The following is a 17,957-nucleotide window of genomic DNA, read 5'->3' on the forward strand; positions in this document are numbered from 1 at the left end:
TCGCGTGACGTCGCCCACCTGGGACCCGGCGCAGTACGCCCGGTTCTCCTCCCCCCGGTCCCGGCCCTTCCACGACCTGCTCGCCCACGTCGGCGCGAACGCTCCGCGGACCGTCGTCGACGTCGGCTGCGGACCGGGGAACCTCACGGTCGAGCTGGCCCGTCGCTGGCCGCAGGCCCGGGTGCGGGGACTGGACTCCTCCGCCGAGATGGTCGCGGCGGCCCCGACGGACGCGGGGGTGGAGTTCTCCGTCGCGACCGCCGAGGAGTTCGACGCCACCGGCGTCGACGTCGTCGTGTCGAACGCGGTCCTGCAGTGGGTGCCGACCCACCGGGACCTGCTGCGGCGCTGGGCCTCCCAGCTGGCCCCCGGCGCCTGGCTGGCGTTCCAGGTGCCCGCGAACTTCGACGCCCCCTCCCACGTGCTCATGCGGGAACTGGCGTCCTCGCCGCCCTGGCGGCACCGACTCGCCGGCGTCCTGCGCGGGACCGAGTCGGTCGCCGGACCCGGCGAGTACCTCGACCTCCTCGCCGGGGCCGGTCTGCTCGCCGACGTGTGGCAGACCGAGTACCAGCACGTCCTCACCGGCGAGGACCCGGTCCTGGAGTGGGTGCGGGGCACGGGGTTGCGGCCGGTCCTGCAGGCCCTCGACCCCGCCAGTGCCGCCGAGTTCGAGCGGGAGTACGCCGCGCTGCTGCGCGAGGCGTACCCGGCGCGCGACTACGGCACGCCGTTCCCGTTCCGGCGGACGTTCGCGGTCTCGACGCTGCCCGGCTGAGCCGCGTCGAGTTCCAACAGCTCCAGCAGGTGCGGGGCGGGCGAACTGCCCGCCGAGGTGACGACGGACACGACCCACTCCGGCGTGTCGGCGGGCATGGCGAGCACGGACAACCCCGCCGCCTCGGGTTTCGCCGCGACGTGCCGTGGGACGATCGCGGTCCCCAGGCCCCGGTTCACGAGGTCGAGCAGCGCGTGGACGTCCCCGACGGAGAACCGGACGCGCCGGTGCACCCCGCGGGCGGCGCACGCGGCGTCCGTCAACGGCCGCACACCCCAGGACGGGACGAAGTCGATGAACGCGGAGGTCGGGAGGTCCGCCCAGTCGACCGCGGCACGCCCGGCGAGGGGGTGGTCGGGCTTGACGAGCAGGACGAGGGGTTCGCGGCCGAGCTCGGTCGCGGCGAGCGCCCCGAGGTGCTCGGTCGTCGCGACGAAGGCGAGGTCGAGCTCCCCGTCGCGGACGCGGCCGACGAGGTCGTGCGACCCCGCCTGCTCGAAGTGCACTTCGACCTGCGGGAACCGGCGGTGGAACCGCTCCAGCAGCGTGGACACGTCGACGACGCCGAGGCACTGCTCGGCCCCGACCCGCAGGGTCCCGGACAGCCGCTGGGTGGCCTGCACGACGGCATCACGGGCGGCCGTGGCCTGGGCGAGCATGCCGCGGGCGAACGGCAGCAGCGCCAGACCCGCGTCGGTCGGCTGGACGAGGCGGGGGCTGCGGTCGAACAGCGCCGTCCCCAGCTCGTCCTCCAGGGTGCGGATCGCGGCGGACAGCCCAGACTGCGAGACACCGCTGAGGGCCGCGGCGCGGGTGAACTGGCGTTCGTCGGCCAACGCGACGACGTACTGCATCTGCCGGAGGTCCATGCAGAAATCGTACTCATGGATCCGATGAGCCTCAGTTGTTGGACTTCTGGGACCGGGGTTCCTAGGCTCGCCCCGTGAAGCAGCGCAGCCTCGGGCGCCCCGGCGCCCCCACCACCCGACAGGTCTCCGCGATCGGCCTCGGCGGCATGCCGCTGAGCATCGAGGGTCGACCCGACACCGACCGCGCCGTCGCCACCGTGCACGCCGCGCTCGACGCGGGCGTCACCCTCATCGACACGGCCGACGCCTACCACCGCGACGCGAACGAGGTCGGCCACAACGAGGAGCTCATCGCCCGCGCCCTGCGCGAGTACGGCTCCTCGACCGACGACGTCGTCGTCGCCACCAAGGGCGGCCACCTGCGTCCCGGCGACGGCTCCTGGACGCAGAACGGCGACCCGGCCTACCTCAAGGAGGCCGCGCGCGCTTCGGCCCGCCGCCTCGGCGTCGAGGCCATCGGTCTCTACCAGTTCCACCGTCCGGACCCGGACGTCCCGTACGCCGACTCCGTCGGTGCGCTGGCCGAACTCCTCGACGAGGGCGTCATCGTCCGCGCCGGCATCTCCAACGCCGACGTCGACCAGATCGACGAGGCCGACCGCGTCCTCGGCGGCCGCCTCGTCTCGGTCCAGAACCAGTTCTCCCCCGCGTTCCGCAGCAGCCTGGGCGAGCTCGAGCACTGCGCCGCGAAGGGCATCTCGTTCCTGCCGTGGTCGCCACTGGGCGGGATCTCCAACGCCGCCGAGCTCGGCAGCCGGCACGCGGTGTTCGCCGAGGTCGCCCAGGCCCACGGCGTGAGCCCGCAGCAGGTGACGCTCGCGTGGGAGCTCGCCCTCGCCGACGTCGTCCTGCCCATCCCGGGTTCCTCCCGGCCGGCGAGCATCACCGACTCCCTCGCCGCCGCGGACCTGGAACTGTCGGCCGACGAGATCGCCCGCCTGTCCGCCGCCGCCGCGGGGGGCGCCGCGTGAGGACGTTCCCCCTCGGCACCTCCGACCTGCAGGTGCCCAACGTCGTCCTCGGCCTCATGCGCATCGCCGAGATGTCCGACGAGGACATCCGCTCCCTCGTGGCCGCCGGCCGTGAGGTCGGCATCACGATGCTCGACCACGCCGACGTCTACGGCGGGTCCAAGCACCGGTGCGAGGAGCGGTTCGCGCAGGCCGTCACGCTCAGCTCCTCCGAGCGCGAGAACACGATCATCCAGACGAAGGCCGGGATCGTCCCCGACGGCCCGTACTTCGACTTCTCCTACGAGCACATCGTCGCCTCCGTAGCGGGGTCGCTGCAGGCCCTGGGCACCGACTACATCGACGTCCTCCTGCTGCACCGTCCCGACGCGCTCGTGGAACCGGAGGAGGTCGCCAAGGCCTTCGACCACCTGCACGCCGCCGGCCAGGTCCGGCACTTCGGGGTCTCCAACCAGACGCCGGGCCAGATGGACCTGCTGCGCAAGCACGTCCGCCAGCCGCTCGTGGCGAACCAGCTGCAGTTGTCCATCACCCACGCACCGCTCGTCGCGCAGGGCGTCGCGTCGAACATGCAGGGGCTCGACCAGTCGATCTCCCGCGACCACGGGACGCTGGACTACTGCCGCCTGCACGACATCACCGTGCAGGCGTGGTCGCCGTTCCAGGCCGGGTTCTTCGACGGCGTGTTCCTCGACGACGACCGGTACCCCGAGCTGAACGTCGTGCTGGACCGCCTCGCGGCCCAGTACGACGTCCCGAAGCTCGCGATCGCGACGGCGTGGATCACCCGGCACCCGGCGAACATCCAGGTCGTGCTCGGCACGACGAACCCCGACCGGGTCCGGGCCGCGGCCCAGGGGTCCGACCTGCCCCTGACCCGCGCCGAGTGGTACGAGCTGTTCCGCGCCGCGGGCTACACGGTTCCCTGACCCACCTCGCTCCACCCGGCCCGCCGCTCCCGACCCCGGGAGCGGCGGGCCCCCACCTCGAGGAGACACCGTGCACCACACCCACCTGGGCCCGACCGGTCTGACCGTGAGCCGGATCGTCCTCGGCTGCATGAGCTTCGGCGACGGCAACGAGCAGCAGACCTGGACCCTGGACGCCGAAGCGGCCGAGCCGGTCTTCCGCGAAGCCGTGGAACTGGGCATCACGTTCTGGGACACCGCCAACGTCTACGGCCGCGGTAGTTCCGAGCGCGTCACCGGAGAGGCGATCAAGAAGTACACCCGCCGCGAGGACGTCGTCCTGGCGACCAAGCTGTTCGGGGAGATGGGCCCCGGCCCCGGGGAGTCCGGGCTCTCGCGGCGCGCGGTCGTGGAGCAGGTCGACGCGTCCCTGCGGCGCCTGGGCACCGACTGGATCGACCTCTACCAGATCCACCGCTTCGACCCGGGCACGCCCGTCGAGGAGACGATGGAGGCCCTGCACGACGTCGTGAAGGCGGGCAAGGTCCGCTACCTCGGCGCCTCCAGCATGTGGGCCTGGCAGTTCGCGAAGCTGCAGAGCGCCGCCGACCTCGGCGGGTGGACGCGCTTCGTGTCGATGCAGAACCAGTACAGCCTCGGCCAGCGCGAGGAGGAGCGGGAGATGTTCCCGCTGCTGGCCGACCAGGGCGTCGGTTCGATCCCCTGGGGACCGTTGCAGGCGGGGAAGATGGCCCGTCCCTGGAACGAGCAGAGCACGGCCCGCGCCGGGGACGAGCCGCGGACCGACCCCAAGGGCAATCCCGTCCGGCTCGACAGCGACAAGGGCATCGTCGACGCGGTCGAGCGGATCGCGGGCGAGCGGGGCGTCCCGATGGCGCAGGTCGCCCTCGCGTGGGTGCTGCGCAACCCCGTCGTCGACGCCCCCATCGTCGGGGCGACGAAGGTGCACCACCTGCGTGACGCCGTCGCAGCCCTGGACGTCGAGCTGACCGACGAGGAGGTCGCGGCGCTGGAGGAGCACTACGTGCCGCGGCAGCCGACGTTCTTCTGAGCCCCCCGCCGGCCGCGGGCTGCACCGTCCCGCAGGTCCGGCTCAGCCCAGTCGCCACGTGCGCAGGTGCTCCCACCGCAGGGTGCGCCACCACCGGCCGGTCCAGTCCTCGCTGGCCGTCCGGTAGAGGGTGACGGTGTCACCGCGGAACACGCGGCTGAACGGCACCGGCAGTTCCGCCACGAACGCCCCGACCTCCGCCGCGAGGTCGGGGCGTTCGTACAGGTCGTGCGAGGCGAGCGACAGGTGGGCGTTGAACGTGGCGGGGTCGAACACGTTCTCCTTCGGGTTGTCCATGGGGACGCGCAGGGGTTCCACGGCCGCGTCGACCGCCCGCGCCAGATCGAGCAGGTCGGTGTTCACCGACCCGTCGGCGTGGTGGTGCACGTCGTAGACGTACCCGATCCCCAAGGGACGGACCCCGGCGTTGTGGACGTCGAACCCCGGCCGGTCCCGCAGGACCGCGTCGAGGGCGGCCTCGAGCGCGGCCTCGTCGCGGCCGACGTGCTGGCTGCCGACCAGGGTGGCGTGCGGGGGGAACGCGCCGGCCGAGAGGAACCCGTACTGGGCACGCAGTTGCCCCGTGACGGTCGTGACCGCGAGGCACGTCGCGGGGTCGGGACGCAGGTAGACGCCGTAGCGGAACGGGTCGCCCACCTCGCGCGGTCGTTCCGGTCCTGCCGTCGTCCTGGTCGTGGTCTCCTGGCTCACAGTCCTGCCTGCTCCCGGTAGTCGCTGATGACGGTGTCCGCGGCCTTCGTGGCCTCGTCGAGGGCGGTGTCGAGGGTCTCGTCGCCGCCGTAGGCCTTGTCCATGGCCGGGACGACGGCGGCCCGCACACCCGGCAGTGCGCCCGTGAGGGCTCCCGCGGTCGCCCCCGACGTCGCGGCCGTGGCGAACTGCTCGACGGCCACGGCCCACGCCGGGTTCTCCGCGAGGAACGCGCGCTGGGTCGGACTGTCGTCGACCTGCACGTTGACGGGGGCGTAGCCCGAGGCCTGCGAGAACCGTTCCTGCACGGACGCAGAGGCCAGGTGGCTCACGACCTTCCAGGCCGCGACCTGGGCCGCCGCCTCGTGCTTCCCGTCCACCCACAACGACGCGCCGCCGATGAGGGGCCCGGAACTCGCGGCGGGTCCGGACAGCGGCAACGGGTGGGTGGACCACCCCGTGGCCCCGGTCTTCGCGAGCGAGCCGATGGCCCCGGAGGAGTTGAACATCAGCGCGACCTGGCCGGCGGCGAAGGCCTGGATCGCGGCGTCGCCGTTGGCGCCGACGACGAGGGCGGTGCCGTCGACGTGGAGCTTCGTCAGCAGGTCCAGCGCCTCGCGCTGGGCGGGCCCGTGCAGGCTGAGCGCCGTGGCCCCCGTCCCGCTGCGGCCGTTGTCGGGGGTGACGTAGAGGTCGCCCGCGGCCGCGGTGACCTGCTCGAACCACCAGCCGTCGGCCGTCGGGTGGCAGAAGCCCTTGACCCCCGGGACCTTCGCCACGACCGCGCGGGCCGCGGTGTCGAGGCCGGTCATCGTCGTGAGCGAGGCCGGGTCGACGCCGGCGCGGGCCAGCAGGGCGTCGTTGGCGAAGAGCAGCGGGAGCGAGGTGTTGAACGGGACGGACAGCAGTACTCCGCCCGCCGTGTAGTAGTTCCGCGCGGCCGGGCGCAGCACGTCCAGGTCGAGGTCCCCGGGGTTCGCGGCGGCGAGGGCGCTCGCGCTGACGGTCTGGCCTGCGTCCTTGACGAAACCCGTCGTGACGTCGCTGGTCAGCAGGACGTGCGGGGTGCTGCCGTCGCGCAGGGCGGCGGTGTACTTGGCGAGGACGTCGCTGTAGTTGCCCTGGTAGACGGCCTGGACGGTGATCCCCGGGGTCGCGGGGGCGGCGTTCCAGGCGTCGAGCACGGTGGTCAGCGCGGTGCCGGCGGCACCGCCCAGACCGTGCCAGAGGACGACGGTCTGGGGGCCGGCCGACGCCAGGGCGTCGGGGCCGGGGGCCGAGCGGCGGGGACTGGACGCGTCCGGGGTTCCGGACGAGCACGACGCCAGGACGGGCGCGGCCAGCAGCGCGGTCGCGACCGCGCGGCGGGTGGGGTGTTCCACGGGAGTTCCCTCTCTCGGGGTTTCTCGGACGGTCGTCAGGACTGGCGCGCGGCGAGGCCGCGCACGAGGAACCGCTGCCCGCACAGGACGAGCAGCAGCGTGGGCAGGAGGACGACGAGGGTTCCGGCGTAGACGACGCCGGGGGTGCTGCCCTCGGCCACGACGAGTTGGGACAACCCGACCTGGACGGTGCGGGCGTCGGGGCTGTCGGTGATGAGCAGCGGCCAGAAGTAGCCGTTCCAGGCGGCCAGGGCCGACCAGAGGGCTGCGGTGGCCAGGTGGCCGCGGGCCATGGGCACGACGACGCGGACGAGGATGCGCAGGTGGCCGGCGCCGTCGAGGGTGGCGGCCTCCCACACCTCCCGCGGCAGGTCCGAGAACGCCTGCCGCAGCAGGAAGACGGGGTAGGCCGCGCAGAGGAACGGCAGGGCGACGGCCAGGACGGTGTCGCGCAGGCCGAGGGACGTGACGGTCTCGTAGTTCGGGATGACGGTCGACTCCCCCGGCACCGCGAGGGTGGCGAGGAACAGCGCGAGGGCCAGCCCGCGGCCGCGCCAGCTGGGGAACACCAGCGCGTACGCGGCCAGCGCCCCCAGCACGACCTGGCTCCCCGCCTGCAGCACGGTGACGGCGGCACTCACCCCGTACTGGCGCAGCAGCGGGATCGACTGCAGCGCAGCGCGGACGTTGTCGAACGTGAACGCGCGGGGGTCGGGCCACAACCGGCCGGCCGCCACGGCGGCGGGGTCGAGGAACGCCGTCGTCAGGGTGACGTAGACGGGGAAGGCGACGAGCAGGACGAGGAGCGCCAGCACCGGGACGCGCAGCAGCCTCACCGTTCCCGCCCCAGCCGGAACTGCGCGGCGCTGACGGCGAGGACGAGCAGGAGCAGGACGAGGGCCAGCGCGGAGGCGACGCCGTACTGGGGCACCCCCGCGCCGAAGGCCCGTTCGTAGAGTTCCTGCACGATGGTCGTCGTGGCACCGGCCGGGCCGCCACGGGTGAGGACCTGCACCTGGGTGAAGATCTGCAACCCCGTCACGGTCTGCGTCACGACGAGGAACAGCAGGCTGGGTCGCAGGGCGGGGACGACGACCGAGACCGCCGTGCGCAGTTCCCCGGCGCCGTCGAGCGCGGCGGCCTCCAGGACGGAGGGGTCGAGCCGGCTGAGGGCGGCGAGCACGACGAGCACCGCGAACCCCGCCTCGTACCAGGCCGTGGCGAGGACGATGCTGACGACGGCCCAGACCGGGTCGGTGAGCCAGCCCGGACCGGTGAACCCCAGAGCCGTGGCCGCCCGGTCCAGCACCCCGACGCTCGGGGTGAACAACCCCGCGAAGGTCGCGGACGCGGCGGCGGCGGAGTAGGCGAAGGGCAGCGAGAGGACGACACCACCGACGGCACGGACCCGACGTCCCGTCGTCCGCAGCAGCAGTCCCGCGGCCAGGGCGGTGCCCGTGGCGAGGACGACGCTGCCCGCGGTGACAACGACGGTGGTGCCGACGACGCGCAGGAGAGTCGGGTCGGTGAGCACCCGGTCGAAGTTCGCGAGACCGACCCAGCGGGTGGGGCGGCCCAGCAGGTCGCTGCCGTGCAGGCTGAGCCAGCCGCTGCGCACGAGAGGCCAGTAGGAGAAGACCGCCAGGAGCAGCAGCCCCGGCAGCACGAGGAGCGCTCCGGTGCCGGGGCGCGCCGCCGAGGAGCGGCGGGGAACGTTCCCTGTCATGAGGGGAACGTTCCCACTCTCCGGTAGACCTAGGGAACGTTCCCCAGGTGAACGTCGCGTGAAGCCCCGGGGATCAGGGGCGGCCGGCGGTCCGGCCCACGAGGAGGGACCCGTCCACGGCCCGGTGGCGCGTCGGGACCGGGGTCCCCGCGGCCCGGGCGTCGATGGCGGCGGCGACCTCGTCGACGGCGAGCGCCCCCACGACGTCCAGCGGCTGGCGCCACGAGGTCAGCCCCAGCAACGGTCCGGCGAGGTCACCGATCCCGTCGTACCCCGTCACGGACAGGTCCTCCGGGGCGCGCATCCCCCGCTGCTGCAACGCCTCCAGCGCGGCCACGGCGTACCGGTCGCTCGCCGTCATGAGGCAGGTCGCACGGTCGGCCAGGGCCGTCTCGACGACCTCGCCGACCCCGTCGAGGCGGGCGTCGCGGTGGTCCTCGGCTCGAACGGCCCGCACCGTGACGCCGAGCTCCCGGAGCCGGTCGGCCATGGCGTGGCTGCGCGGGGACAGCGTGAGCGAGGTCCGCGGTTCCAGCGTCAGCACGACGACGCGGCGGTGCCCGAGGGCGTGGACGTGATCCGCGAGCGCACGACCCCCACCGCGCTCGTCGCAGAAGACGCTCGACAACGCCGGACTGGTCTCGGGCCGCCCCGCGACGACCGTCGGCACGCGGGCCGCCAGGGGCAGGACGTCCTCGACCGGAAGCGCACCGCTGCAGACGAGCAGACCCTCGACGCGCAGGGAGACGAGGGTCTCCAGCGCCCGGCGCTCCTCGCTGACGGGGAACGTGCCGGAGCCGGTCGCGGTGACGATCCGGTAGCCCACGGCGGACGCGCGTTCCTGCAGGGCCGTCAGCAGGTGGCCGTAGAACGGCGTCGCGGCGTCCCGGACGAAGGCCCCGAGGGTGTGCGTGCGGCGCGCGACCATCCCCTGGGCCATGGCGTTGGCGACGTAGCCCAGTTCGGTCGCGGCGGTCTGCACCCGCTCCCGGGTCGAGGCCGCCACCCCCGGGGCGCCCGTGAGGACCCGCGAGACGACCGACTTGGAGACCCCCGCCCGCGCGGCGACGTCGAGGATGGTCGGGACCGCGGTGCTCACGCGCGGTCCGCCTCCGCGGTCAAGGTCGCCCACGCGGCCTCCGCACCGGTCCACACGTGCGCGCGCCAGCCCCGCGCCCGGGCCGCCTCGACGTTCACGGGCCGGTCGTCGAGGAACACGACCTGCTCCCCCGGGACGCCGAAGGCCTCCTCGACGGCCGCGTAGGAGGCGGGTTCGGGTTTGGCGACACCGAGGTCGCAGCTGAAGACGAGGTGCTCCAGGGGGCGGCTCCACGCCGCGGCCCGCACGACGCCGGCGAGGGAGTGCGGTGCGTTGGACAGGATCCCGGTGCGGGTGCCGCTCGCGCAGACGGCGGCCAGCAGTCCACCCGCGGCGGGCGTGGGAGCCCCCCACCGGCGGGCGTCGACCGCGTCGACGTCCTCGATCCGGTCGAGCGGCAGGCCGAGGTCGGTGAGCACGGCTGACCAGTAGGTGCGGGCGTCGTCGCCACGGTCGTAGCCGTCGCGGTGGCGCCAGTAGGCGGGGGCGAGGACGTCCGCGGGGACCCCCAGCGCGGCCGCGACCTCGGGCACTCCGCCCTCGGGGGCCGAGAGCACCCCACCCACGTCGAAGACGACGACAGCGGGCAACTGCGGGAGGGAACGTTCCACACGGGAACCCTACGACAGAACGGTCCCCCGGTCGTCGAGGCGCAGGCGGCCACCGATGCCCAGGTCGACGGCTCCCGGTGCCCCGAGCCTCCCGGCGTGGGCGACGAACGCCGGGCCCGGTTCGACGAAGCGGTCGCCCATCGTGCGCCCGAGGGCGACGGGGTGCAGCGTCCCCCAGTGCACGGGCACGGAGTGCGTGGGTCGGGTGCGCGCCACGAGTTCGGCGGCCTGCCGCGGGTCGAGGTGGTGTGGGCCGAGCGTGTGGCCCCAGCCGCCCACCGGCACGAGCGCGACGTCCGGGGAGCGGCCGCCCGCGGTGAGCACCTCGTCCGAACCCTCGAACTCGCCCGTGTCCCCGATCGCCCACAGCAGCAGGTCGTCGGGGTCCCGGTGCGGGAAGGCGTCGGGGATGCGGACCAGGTGCTCCACGGCGACCGCGTCGAGCGGCGCCCGGCTGAGGCCGCTGCCCGTGCGGTGACCGGCGTGGTGGGCCGGCAGCGCCGTGACGACGACCGTCTCCTCTCGCACCCGCAGTTCCCGGGTGGCACCGACGGCGACCTCGACGACCTGCGTTCCCGGACGCCCAAGGCGCCAGCGGACCCAGTCCGAGGAGCCCGGCGGGGTCACGAGGACGGCCGGGCGCAGGCGGCGCAACGACGGCAGGTCGAGGTGGTCGTGGTGCAGGTGGGAGACGAGCGCGACGTCGCACCCCGCGGAGGCGGACGGTGCCGGCGTGCGGGGGCGGCGGCGCAGGTGTGCCAGGCCCGGGCGCAGCACCGGGTCGGTCACCACCCGCAGCCGGCCCCGCGGGGTCCGCACGTCCACCGTCACCGTGGAGTGCCCCAACCAGGTCACGTCGACAGCCACGAGGGCTCCTCCCAGTGCGTCACGGCCGCAGTCCGACCTGTCGCATCCACCGCACGAGCTGGTCGTGCACCGTCGCGGCCCCCACGAGGGGCGCCTCACCCGGGACCGTGCGGTCGCGCAGGTCCTCGTCCACCTTCCACTCCGAGGGGTGCACGAGCACCGCCTCGGTCTGCCACCCGCCGAGCCCACCGTGCGAACCGACCTGCTCCTCGAAGGCGTGGACCTCCCCCGTCACCGGGTCCACGCAGGAGTGCACGAGCAGGGCCGGCGCCGTGCGGAAGCGCATGACGCGCAGCAGGTCCACCGCCGCCCGCGGTCCCAGCACCGCCAGCGGATCCGTGCCGTTCACCCGGCCCGAGACGAGCTCGCGGTCCCCCGCCGGCCCCAGCACCACCACCTCCGCGCCCCGGTGGCCGACCACGAAGCCGATCCCGGGTGTCGCGAGCAACCCGGGGAGCAGAGCCGGCCACCGGGTCCGCAGCTCCTCGAGGTCGAGCCGACCCTGCGGGGCCTCCGGCACCGACAGCAGCGCCGTGCAGCCCGAGGTCGCGACGACGACGGTGTCGCGGACGGGCGCCGGTTCGGCCTCGTGCCGGGCCGCGACGCGTTCGGACCGGGCCGGGGTGCCGAACTCGCGGACGAGGACGTCGACGCGACCGCGCATCTCCTCCCCCGCCGCCGTCGTCACGACGGGGTGGGTCTCGCCGTCGTGGCCGCCCTGCCCGTCGTGGCCCGGGCCCGCCGCGTCGAGCAGTTCGGTGACGAGGTCCTGCAGGTGCTTCCCGCTGACCTGCGCGAACGTCGGCCCCTGCGCCTGTCCGTGGTCGGAGACCACGACGACGCGGTACTCCCGCGGCGCCACGTCGGCGACGTCGGCGAGCGTCTGCAGGACGCGGTCGATCCCGGCGAGCGCGTCGAGGGACTCCGGTCGCGCCACGCCCGCGTGGTGGGCGACCTCGTCGTAGTCGAGGAAGTCGACGAAGACGACCGGCCGGCCGTCGGCGAGAGCCTGCGCGACGAGGGACACGTTGAGGTCGCGCAGCAGGGCGTTCGTCAGGGCGCGCAACAGGACGTACCAACCGCGGCGCGGGATGCGCGGTTCGACGCGGCGCACCCGCTGCTGCCAGCCCTGGTAGAGCTCCTTGACGATCTCGCCGAGGGTGAGGATCAGACTGCGCAGCAGCACGAACGGCCGCGCGACGTAGCGCAGGTAGGGGCGGCCGGAACCCCCGGCGCGCGAGGTCGAGACGACGAGGTGGGCGTGCGAGGCCTCCCCGGAGAACAGGTTGCCGATGCTCGCGCCGTCCCCGGCCAGCAGACCGGTGCGACCGGCGGCGTGGGCCGCCTCGCGCACGCGGCGTTCGATGACGGCGGCGTCCGCGGGGCGGTTGGCGACGAGGACGCGGCCGAGTTCGGGGTCCCACCAGCGGAACGCGGGGATCTCCGCGGTGCTGCCGTGCAGCAGACCGGCCTGGCTCGCCGGGGTCGTCGACGGCAGCTGCGCCCGCCACCCCTCGGCGAGGTGGCTGCCCTGCCGCAGCCAGCGCGCGATCGTCGTCAACGTCCCGGAGTGCAGGCCGAACTGCAGCAACGGCATCGACAGGCCGTCCACCTGGACGACGAGCAGCCCGGGCGGTCGTCCGTCCCCCGCCCGGCGGGTCCGGTGCCGCAACAACCCGCGGACGACCCAGCGGGCGTCGTTGGAGCCGACGAGCCAGCGCACGACGACGCCGACCAGGCCCGTCCAGAAGTATACCTGCCACAGCGCGTTGAAGGAGTTCAGGTCCAGGCCAGGGACGGCCGTCAGCGCCGTGTGCAGCAGGAGGAGCTGGACCGCGACGCCGATGACGACCGTGACGAGCGGACCGAGCACGGCCACGAGCGGTCCCAGCAGGGGCCGGACGAGGAGGTCACCGATCGCGAGGACGGCCGCCGAGGCGAGCAGCCAGAACGGGGAGGACACCTGGACGCCCGCCACGAGGTGCACGCTGATCCACAGGGCGAACGCCGTGGGCAGCAGCGACAGCAGCAGGTCCCGCGTGTCGCGGGCCGTGAAGGCGAACCAGGAGCGCACGGGTGGGTGAGGTCGGCGGGTGCGTCAGAACCCGAGCCGCTGCAGCTGCTTGGGGTCGCGCTGCCAGTCCTTGGCGACCTTGACGCGCAGGTCGAGGTGGACGCGAGTGCCGAGGAGGGCCTCGATCTGGCGGCGGGCGCGGGTGCCGACGTCCTTGAGCCGGGACCCGCCCTTGCCGATGACGATGCCCTTCTGGGAGTCGCGCTCGACGTACAGCCAGACGAAGACGGTCAGCACCCCGTTGTCGCCCTCGGCCATCTCCTCGACGACGACGGCCAGGGAGTGCGGCAGCTCGTCCCGGACCCCCTCCAGCGCGGCCTCGCGGACGAGTTCGGCGACCATGACGATCTCGGGTTCGTCGGTGAGTTCCCCGTCGGGGTACAGCCGCGGGCCCTCGGGCAGGTGCGAGAGCAGGACCTCGGCGACGGTGTCGACCTGTTCGCCCGTCAGGGCCGAGGCGGGCACGACGTCGGCGAACCCGCCGAGCACCTCCTCACCGAGGGCGGTGACGGCCAGCAGCTGCTCGGCGACCTGCTGCTTGGACGCCTTGTCGGTCTTGGTGACGAGCGCGACCTTCGTCGAGCGCGGGATCGCCCCGAGCGCCTCAGCGATGAACTTGTCGCCGGGTCCGATCTTCTCGTCGGCCGGCAGCGTGAGGGCGACGACGTCGACCTCGGCCAGCGTCTCGTGGACGAGGTCGTTGAGGCGCTGCCCCAGCAGGGTGCGCGGGCGGTGCAGCCCCGGGGTGTCGACGAGGACCAGCTGGGCGTCGGGTCGGTGGACGATGCCGCGCACGGTGTGCCGGGTCGTCTGCGGCCGCGAGCTCGTGATGGCGACCTTCTGGCCCACCAGCGCGTTGGTGAGCGTCGACTTGCCGGCGTTCGGACGGCCCACGAGGCACGCGAACCCCGACCGGTGCGGCCGGGGCTGGGGTGCGGGGCTCTGCTGTTCAGTCATGTTCTCGCCCTCCGGCGCGGTCGTCGACCAGTTCTGGATCGGGTTCGGGCAGGCGGTGGACGAGGACCGTCCGCACCTGGTTGCGCCGGCCCTCGCGCGCGTCCGCCTCCAGGCGCAGGCCGTGGACCTCCGCGACGGCGCCGGGGACGAGGACCTCGCCGAGGGTCTTGGCGAGCAGCCCGCCGACGGTGTCGACGTCGTCGTCCTCGATCTCGCGCTCGAACAGCTCTCCGAGGTCCTCGACGTGCAGGCGGGAGGAGACGCGGAAACCGCCGTCGGGCAGGGTTTCCACGTCGGGTCGACCGCGGTCGTACTCGTCGGAGATCTCCCCGACGATCTCCTCGAGGATGTCCTCGATCGTCACCAGGCCGGCCGTCCCGCCGTACTCGTCGACGACGACGGCGACGTGGACGTTGTCGCGTTGCATCTGCCGCATGAGGTCGTCGACGGGCAGGCTGTCCGGGACGAAGACCGCGGGGCGGGCGACGTCCTCGACGCGGACGGCGCGAGCCCCGGTGGGGTCGAGGTGGAAGCGCCGGGCGATGTCCTTGAGGTAGACGACGCCCAGCACCTCGTCGGCGTCGTCCCCGACGACGGGCATCCGGGAGAAGCCCGACCGCAGGAACAGCGCCTCGGCCTCGTGCAGGCCAGTGCCGCGGCGGGTGGTGACGACGTCGGTGCGCGGCACCATCACCTCGCGGGCGAGGGTGTCGCCCAGCTCGAACACCGAGTGGATCATCCGGTGCTCGCCGGCCTCGATCACCGACGTCTCCCCCGCGAGCTCGACGATCTCGCGCAATTCCGCCTCGGAGCCGAACGGCCCGTGCCGCATCCCCCGGCCGGGAGTGACGGCGTTGCCGACGGCCACCAGGGCCTGCGCGACCGGGCCGAGCACCGTGGCCAGCGGGGCCAGGACGGGCGCGGCGAGGAGGCCGACCGACTCGGCGTGCAGCCGCCCCAGGGTGCGGGGGCCGACGCCGACGAGGACGAAGTCGAGCGCCGACATGCCGAGGCCGGCGAGCAGCAGGACGAGGAACCAGGAGTCGACCCAGCTCGCGACGACGACGGTGACGCACACCGCGGCAAGGGTTTCGAAGACCACGCGCAGCAGCGTGCAGACGGCGATGACGGGCGAGGCGGTCTCGAGCACCCGCGCCAGCTCCGGGGCGCCGCGCCGACCGTCCTCGGCCAGGTCGCGGGCCCGGCGCCGTGAGGTGCCCGCGATGGCGGACTCGGCGGCCGCGATGAGGGCCGCGGCCACGACGAGCACGAGCGCCAGCACGAGCAGGGGCCCGGCGGGGGCACCCACGGTCAGTCCCCCGAGGGCAGCGCGCGGTGCCCGACCGTGGGGGTCGGGTCGCCCGGACGGCCGATGCGGGCGAGGAAGCCCAGCACGAGCCTGCGCTGCAGCGTGAACATCTCGCGTTCCTCGTCGGGTTCGGCGTGGTCGTAGCCGAGCAGGTGCAGGATCCCGTGGGTCACGAGGAGCAGGACCTCGTCGGCCGTCGCGTGCCCGGACGCCTTCGCCTGGGCCGCGGCGACCTCCGGGCAGACGACGACGTCGCCGAGCAGCCCGGGCTCGCTCGTGCCGCCCTCCCGACCCGGCCGCAGCTGGTCCATCGGGAACGACATGACGTCGGTCGGGCCCTCCTCGTCCATCCACTGCACGTGGAGCCGGGACATGGCCTCGACGTCGACCATGAGGACGGACAGCTCGGCGAGCGGGTGCACCCGCATCTCGTCGAGCACGTACCGGGCCAGGTGGGACACCTCGACGGTGTCCACGCCCCGCCCCGCCGCGAACGAGCTCTCGTCGACGACCTCGATGCTCACGCGGTCACCGCTTCCGCGCGGCGTGCGGGGTGGTGACCCGCGGGCGGGCCTCCTCCCAGCGTCCGTACGCGTCGACGATCTCGCCCACGAGCCGGTGCCGGACGACGTCGCTGGAGGTGAGGCGCGTGAAGTGGACGTCCTCGATGCCCTCGAGGATGTCCTGCACGACCCGCAGACCCGACTCGGTGCCCGAGGGCAGGTCGACCTGGGTGACGTCGCCCGTGACGACGATCTTGGAGCCGAACCCGAGGCGGGTCAGGAACATCTTCATCTGCTCGGGCGAGGTGTTCTGGGCCTCGTCGAGGATGATGAAGGCGTCGTTGAGGGTGCGACCACGCATGTAGGCGAGCGGCGCGACCTCGATGGTCCCGGCGGCCATGAGCCGCGGGATCGAGTCGGGGTCGAGCATGTCGTGCAGCGCGTCGTACAGGGGCCGCAGGTACGGGTCGATCTTGTCGGTGAGCGTGCCCGGCAGGAACCCGAGCCGCTCCCCCGCCTCGACGGCGGGCCGGGTCAGGACGATGCGGTTGACCTGCTTGGCCTGCAGCGCCTGCACCGCCTTGGCCATCGCGAGGTACGTCTTGCCCGTCCCGGCCGGGCCGATGCCGAAGACCACGGTGTGGGAGTCGATGGCGTCGACGTAGTGCTTCTGGTTCACCGTCTTGGGACGGATGGTCTTGCCCCGGCTGGACAGGATGTTCATCGTCAGCACGTCGGCGGGGCGGTCGTCGGCCGTGCCCGCGGCCTGCGCACGGAGCATGGCGACGGAACGCTCGACCGCGTCGGGCGACAGGGGCTGACCGCTGCGCAGGACGGCCGTCATCTGGTCCACGAGCCGCTCGAGGAGGGCGACCTCGCCCGGCGCACCGGTGACCGTGATCTCGTTGCCGCGGACGAGCACGTCGGTGCGGGCGAAGGCCCGCTCCAGGACGCGGAGCAGCTCGTCGCGGGCGCCGAGGAGACCCACCATCGGCACCTCGGGCGGCACCACGATGACGTGCCGCGACTGCGCCGGGGGTTCGGGAGTGGTGTCGGTGCTGGCCATGATCGCCCCGAGGGGCCGTTCGCCTCCGTGCTGAGAGGTCGCGGTGGGGTCCGCGCTGTCGGGACGATCCTAACGAGCGGCGCGGTCGAGGGCTCGCGGGTTCACTCCCGGCGCAGCCGTTCCCACCGGAGCAGCACGGCCGGCCCGGGTGGCGGTGGCCACCCGGGCGGGCGTCGAGGACGCGTCGACGTCAGCGCCGTCACCCGGCGCGGGTCCAGTGCCCTCCCGTCGCGGGAGCGGTCTCGGGGGTGTCGGTGGAGCGGCGAGCGATCCTGCGCCGCTCTGCGGTGCGGCGTTGTGCGGTGCGGCGTTGTGCGGTGCGGCGTTCGGGCAGGGTGGGGTGCCCCAGCACCGGCGGTGGTTCGCGCCGGTACCGGTGCCCGGTCCTGACCGTCAGGACGGTCCGGCCGCGGTCGTCGCTGCTGGTGGTGAAGCCGGGCAGGTCCTTGGTGTAGTTGCAGGACCGGCACAGACCTTGCCCGTTGGCGACGCTCGTCCTGCCTCCCCGCGCCCAGGGGGTGACGTGGTCCAGGTGCCGGATCGGTGCCTGGCACCACGGGGTGGCGCACACCTGGTCCCGCCGTCGCAGGTAGCGGGCCAGCGCCGGTGGGAAGAGGCGGGACTTCGCGTCCATCGCGACCAGTTCACCCGCGGCCGGTGAGGTGTCCGGGGCGGTGTACAGCCTGCGCACCCACGTCTGGTCCCGTTCGGCAGCGTCCAGGACCAGCTCCCGGGCCTGGCGGGCGGGGAGGGGTCCGCCGTCGATGCCGTCGCACCACACCCGCGCGGAGGTGTTCCCGCCGCGCAGGAGGGCGGCTTCGTCCATGACGAGTTCGAGGGTGACCGGGAGCGGGTCGGTGACGAGGTCGAGGCCGGTGACGCGGGCGAACAGGACGTCGTACATCGCCTGGTCCTCGGTCCGCTCTTCACCGCGGCCGGCGAGGGTGTCGGCGCGCAGTTGGTCGGCGGCGGCGCGGCGCAAGGTGGTGAGCAGGGTGAGGTTGTGGGTGGGGGTGCCGACGGCGGTGAAGTAGGTCATGTGGTCCAGCCCGGG

The 17,957-nt window shown here is 73.7% G+C and carries 18 protein-coding genes; 4 read left to right on the forward strand and 14 right to left on the reverse strand.

What is annotated here, in order from left to right:
• The first annotated feature begins 4 nt into the window (after positions 1-4).
• Complete coding sequence (locus AB0637_RS10930; protein WP_366172121.1) at positions 5-778, forward strand: trans-aconitate 2-methyltransferase; 774 nt, start codon at positions 5-7, stop codon at positions 776-778.
• Here the strand turns inward: AB0637_RS10930 and AB0637_RS10935 are convergent.
• Positions 721-1,647 (reverse strand): LysR family transcriptional regulator, encoded by a 927-nt coding sequence (locus AB0637_RS10935; protein WP_366172123.1) that lies wholly within the window; start codon positions 1,645-1,647, stop codon positions 721-723. The genes AB0637_RS10930 and AB0637_RS10935 overlap by 58 nt on opposite strands.
• A gap of 74 nt (positions 1,648-1,721) precedes the next feature.
• Between AB0637_RS10935 and AB0637_RS10940 the strand changes: the two genes are divergently transcribed.
• From AB0637_RS10940 to AB0637_RS10950, 3 genes are all read left to right on the forward strand, one after another.
• The gene (locus AB0637_RS10940; RefSeq protein ID WP_366172125.1) at positions 1,722-2,618 is read left to right on the forward strand and encodes an aldo/keto reductase; all 897 of its coding nucleotides are present in this window, start codon (positions 1,722-1,724) and stop codon (positions 2,616-2,618) included.
• A complete protein-coding gene (locus tag AB0637_RS10945) occupies positions 2,615-3,547 on the forward strand; it encodes an aldo/keto reductase (RefSeq protein WP_366172127.1) in 933 nt (310 codons plus the stop codon). The genes AB0637_RS10940 and AB0637_RS10945 overlap by 4 nt, the downstream gene beginning before the upstream one ends.
• Positions 3,548-3,617: 70 nt before the next feature.
• Positions 3,618-4,598 (forward strand): aldo/keto reductase, encoded by a 981-nt coding sequence (locus AB0637_RS10950; RefSeq protein ID WP_366172129.1) that lies wholly within the window; start codon positions 3,618-3,620, stop codon positions 4,596-4,598.
• 42 nt (positions 4,599-4,640) lie between these two features.
• Here the strand turns inward: AB0637_RS10950 and AB0637_RS10955 are convergent, their stop codons facing one another.
• From AB0637_RS10955 to AB0637_RS11015, 13 genes are all read right to left on the reverse strand, one after another.
• Positions 4,641-5,309: a heme utilization protein gene (locus AB0637_RS10955; protein ID WP_366172131.1), complete on the reverse strand. Its 669-nt coding sequence runs from the start codon at positions 5,307-5,309 to the stop codon at positions 4,641-4,643.
• Positions 5,306-6,691, reverse strand: a complete 1,386-nt coding sequence (locus tag AB0637_RS10960; RefSeq protein WP_366172133.1) for an extracellular solute-binding protein — start codon at positions 6,689-6,691, stop codon at positions 5,306-5,308. The genes AB0637_RS10955 and AB0637_RS10960 overlap by 4 nt, the downstream gene beginning before the upstream one ends.
• Before the next feature lie 35 nt (positions 6,692-6,726).
• Complete coding sequence (locus tag AB0637_RS10965; protein ID WP_366172135.1) at positions 6,727-7,527, reverse strand: carbohydrate ABC transporter permease; 801 nt, start codon at positions 7,525-7,527, stop codon at positions 6,727-6,729.
• Positions 7,524-8,417 (reverse strand): sugar ABC transporter permease, encoded by an 894-nt coding sequence (locus AB0637_RS10970; RefSeq protein ID WP_366172137.1) that lies wholly within the window; start codon positions 8,415-8,417, stop codon positions 7,524-7,526. Before AB0637_RS10970 ends, AB0637_RS10965 begins: the two co-directional genes overlap by 4 nt.
• Positions 8,418-8,490: 73 nt before the next feature.
• Entirely contained in the window at positions 8,491-9,516 is a 1,026-nt protein-coding gene (locus AB0637_RS10975; protein WP_366172139.1) for a LacI family DNA-binding transcriptional regulator, read from the reverse strand.
• Positions 9,513-10,127 (reverse strand): HAD family phosphatase, encoded by a 615-nt coding sequence (locus AB0637_RS10980; RefSeq protein WP_366172141.1) that lies wholly within the window; start codon positions 10,125-10,127, stop codon positions 9,513-9,515. Before AB0637_RS10980 ends, AB0637_RS10975 begins: the two co-directional genes overlap by 4 nt.
• 9 nt (positions 10,128-10,136) lie before the next feature.
• Positions 10,137-10,994, reverse strand: coding sequence for an MBL fold metallo-hydrolase (locus tag AB0637_RS10985; RefSeq protein ID WP_366172143.1), 858 nt, complete (start codon positions 10,992-10,994; stop codon positions 10,137-10,139).
• A gap of 19 nt (positions 10,995-11,013) precedes the next feature.
• A complete protein-coding gene (locus AB0637_RS10990; protein ID WP_366172145.1) occupies positions 11,014-13,068 on the reverse strand; it encodes a phage holin family protein in 2,055 nt (684 codons plus the stop codon).
• Between the two features lie 24 nt (positions 13,069-13,092).
• Positions 13,093-14,025, reverse strand: coding sequence for a GTPase Era (era, locus tag AB0637_RS10995; protein ID WP_366172147.1), 933 nt, complete (start codon positions 14,023-14,025; stop codon positions 13,093-13,095).
• Positions 14,018-15,334, reverse strand: coding sequence for a hemolysin family protein (locus tag AB0637_RS11000; RefSeq protein ID WP_366172149.1), 1,317 nt, complete (start codon positions 15,332-15,334; stop codon positions 14,018-14,020). The genes era and AB0637_RS11000 overlap by 8 nt, the downstream gene beginning before the upstream one ends.
• Positions 15,335-15,336: 2 nt before the next feature.
• Positions 15,337-15,858 (reverse strand): rRNA maturation RNase YbeY, encoded by a 522-nt coding sequence (ybeY, locus tag AB0637_RS11005; protein WP_366172151.1) that lies wholly within the window; start codon positions 15,856-15,858, stop codon positions 15,337-15,339.
• A 4-nt stretch (positions 15,859-15,862) separates the two neighbouring features.
• Positions 15,863-16,903, reverse strand: coding sequence for a PhoH family protein (locus tag AB0637_RS11010; protein ID WP_366172153.1), 1,041 nt, complete (start codon positions 16,901-16,903; stop codon positions 15,863-15,865).
• Positions 16,904-17,102: 199 nt separating this feature from the next.
• The coding region (locus AB0637_RS11015) for an HNH endonuclease signature motif containing protein (protein WP_366172155.1) at positions 17,103-17,957 on the reverse strand (855 nt) is incomplete at its 5' end.

It is taken from the genome of Kineococcus sp. NPDC059986 (assembly GCF_040702905.1).
Taxonomy (GTDB): domain Bacteria; phylum Actinomycetota; class Actinomycetes; order Actinomycetales; family Kineococcaceae; genus Kineococcus.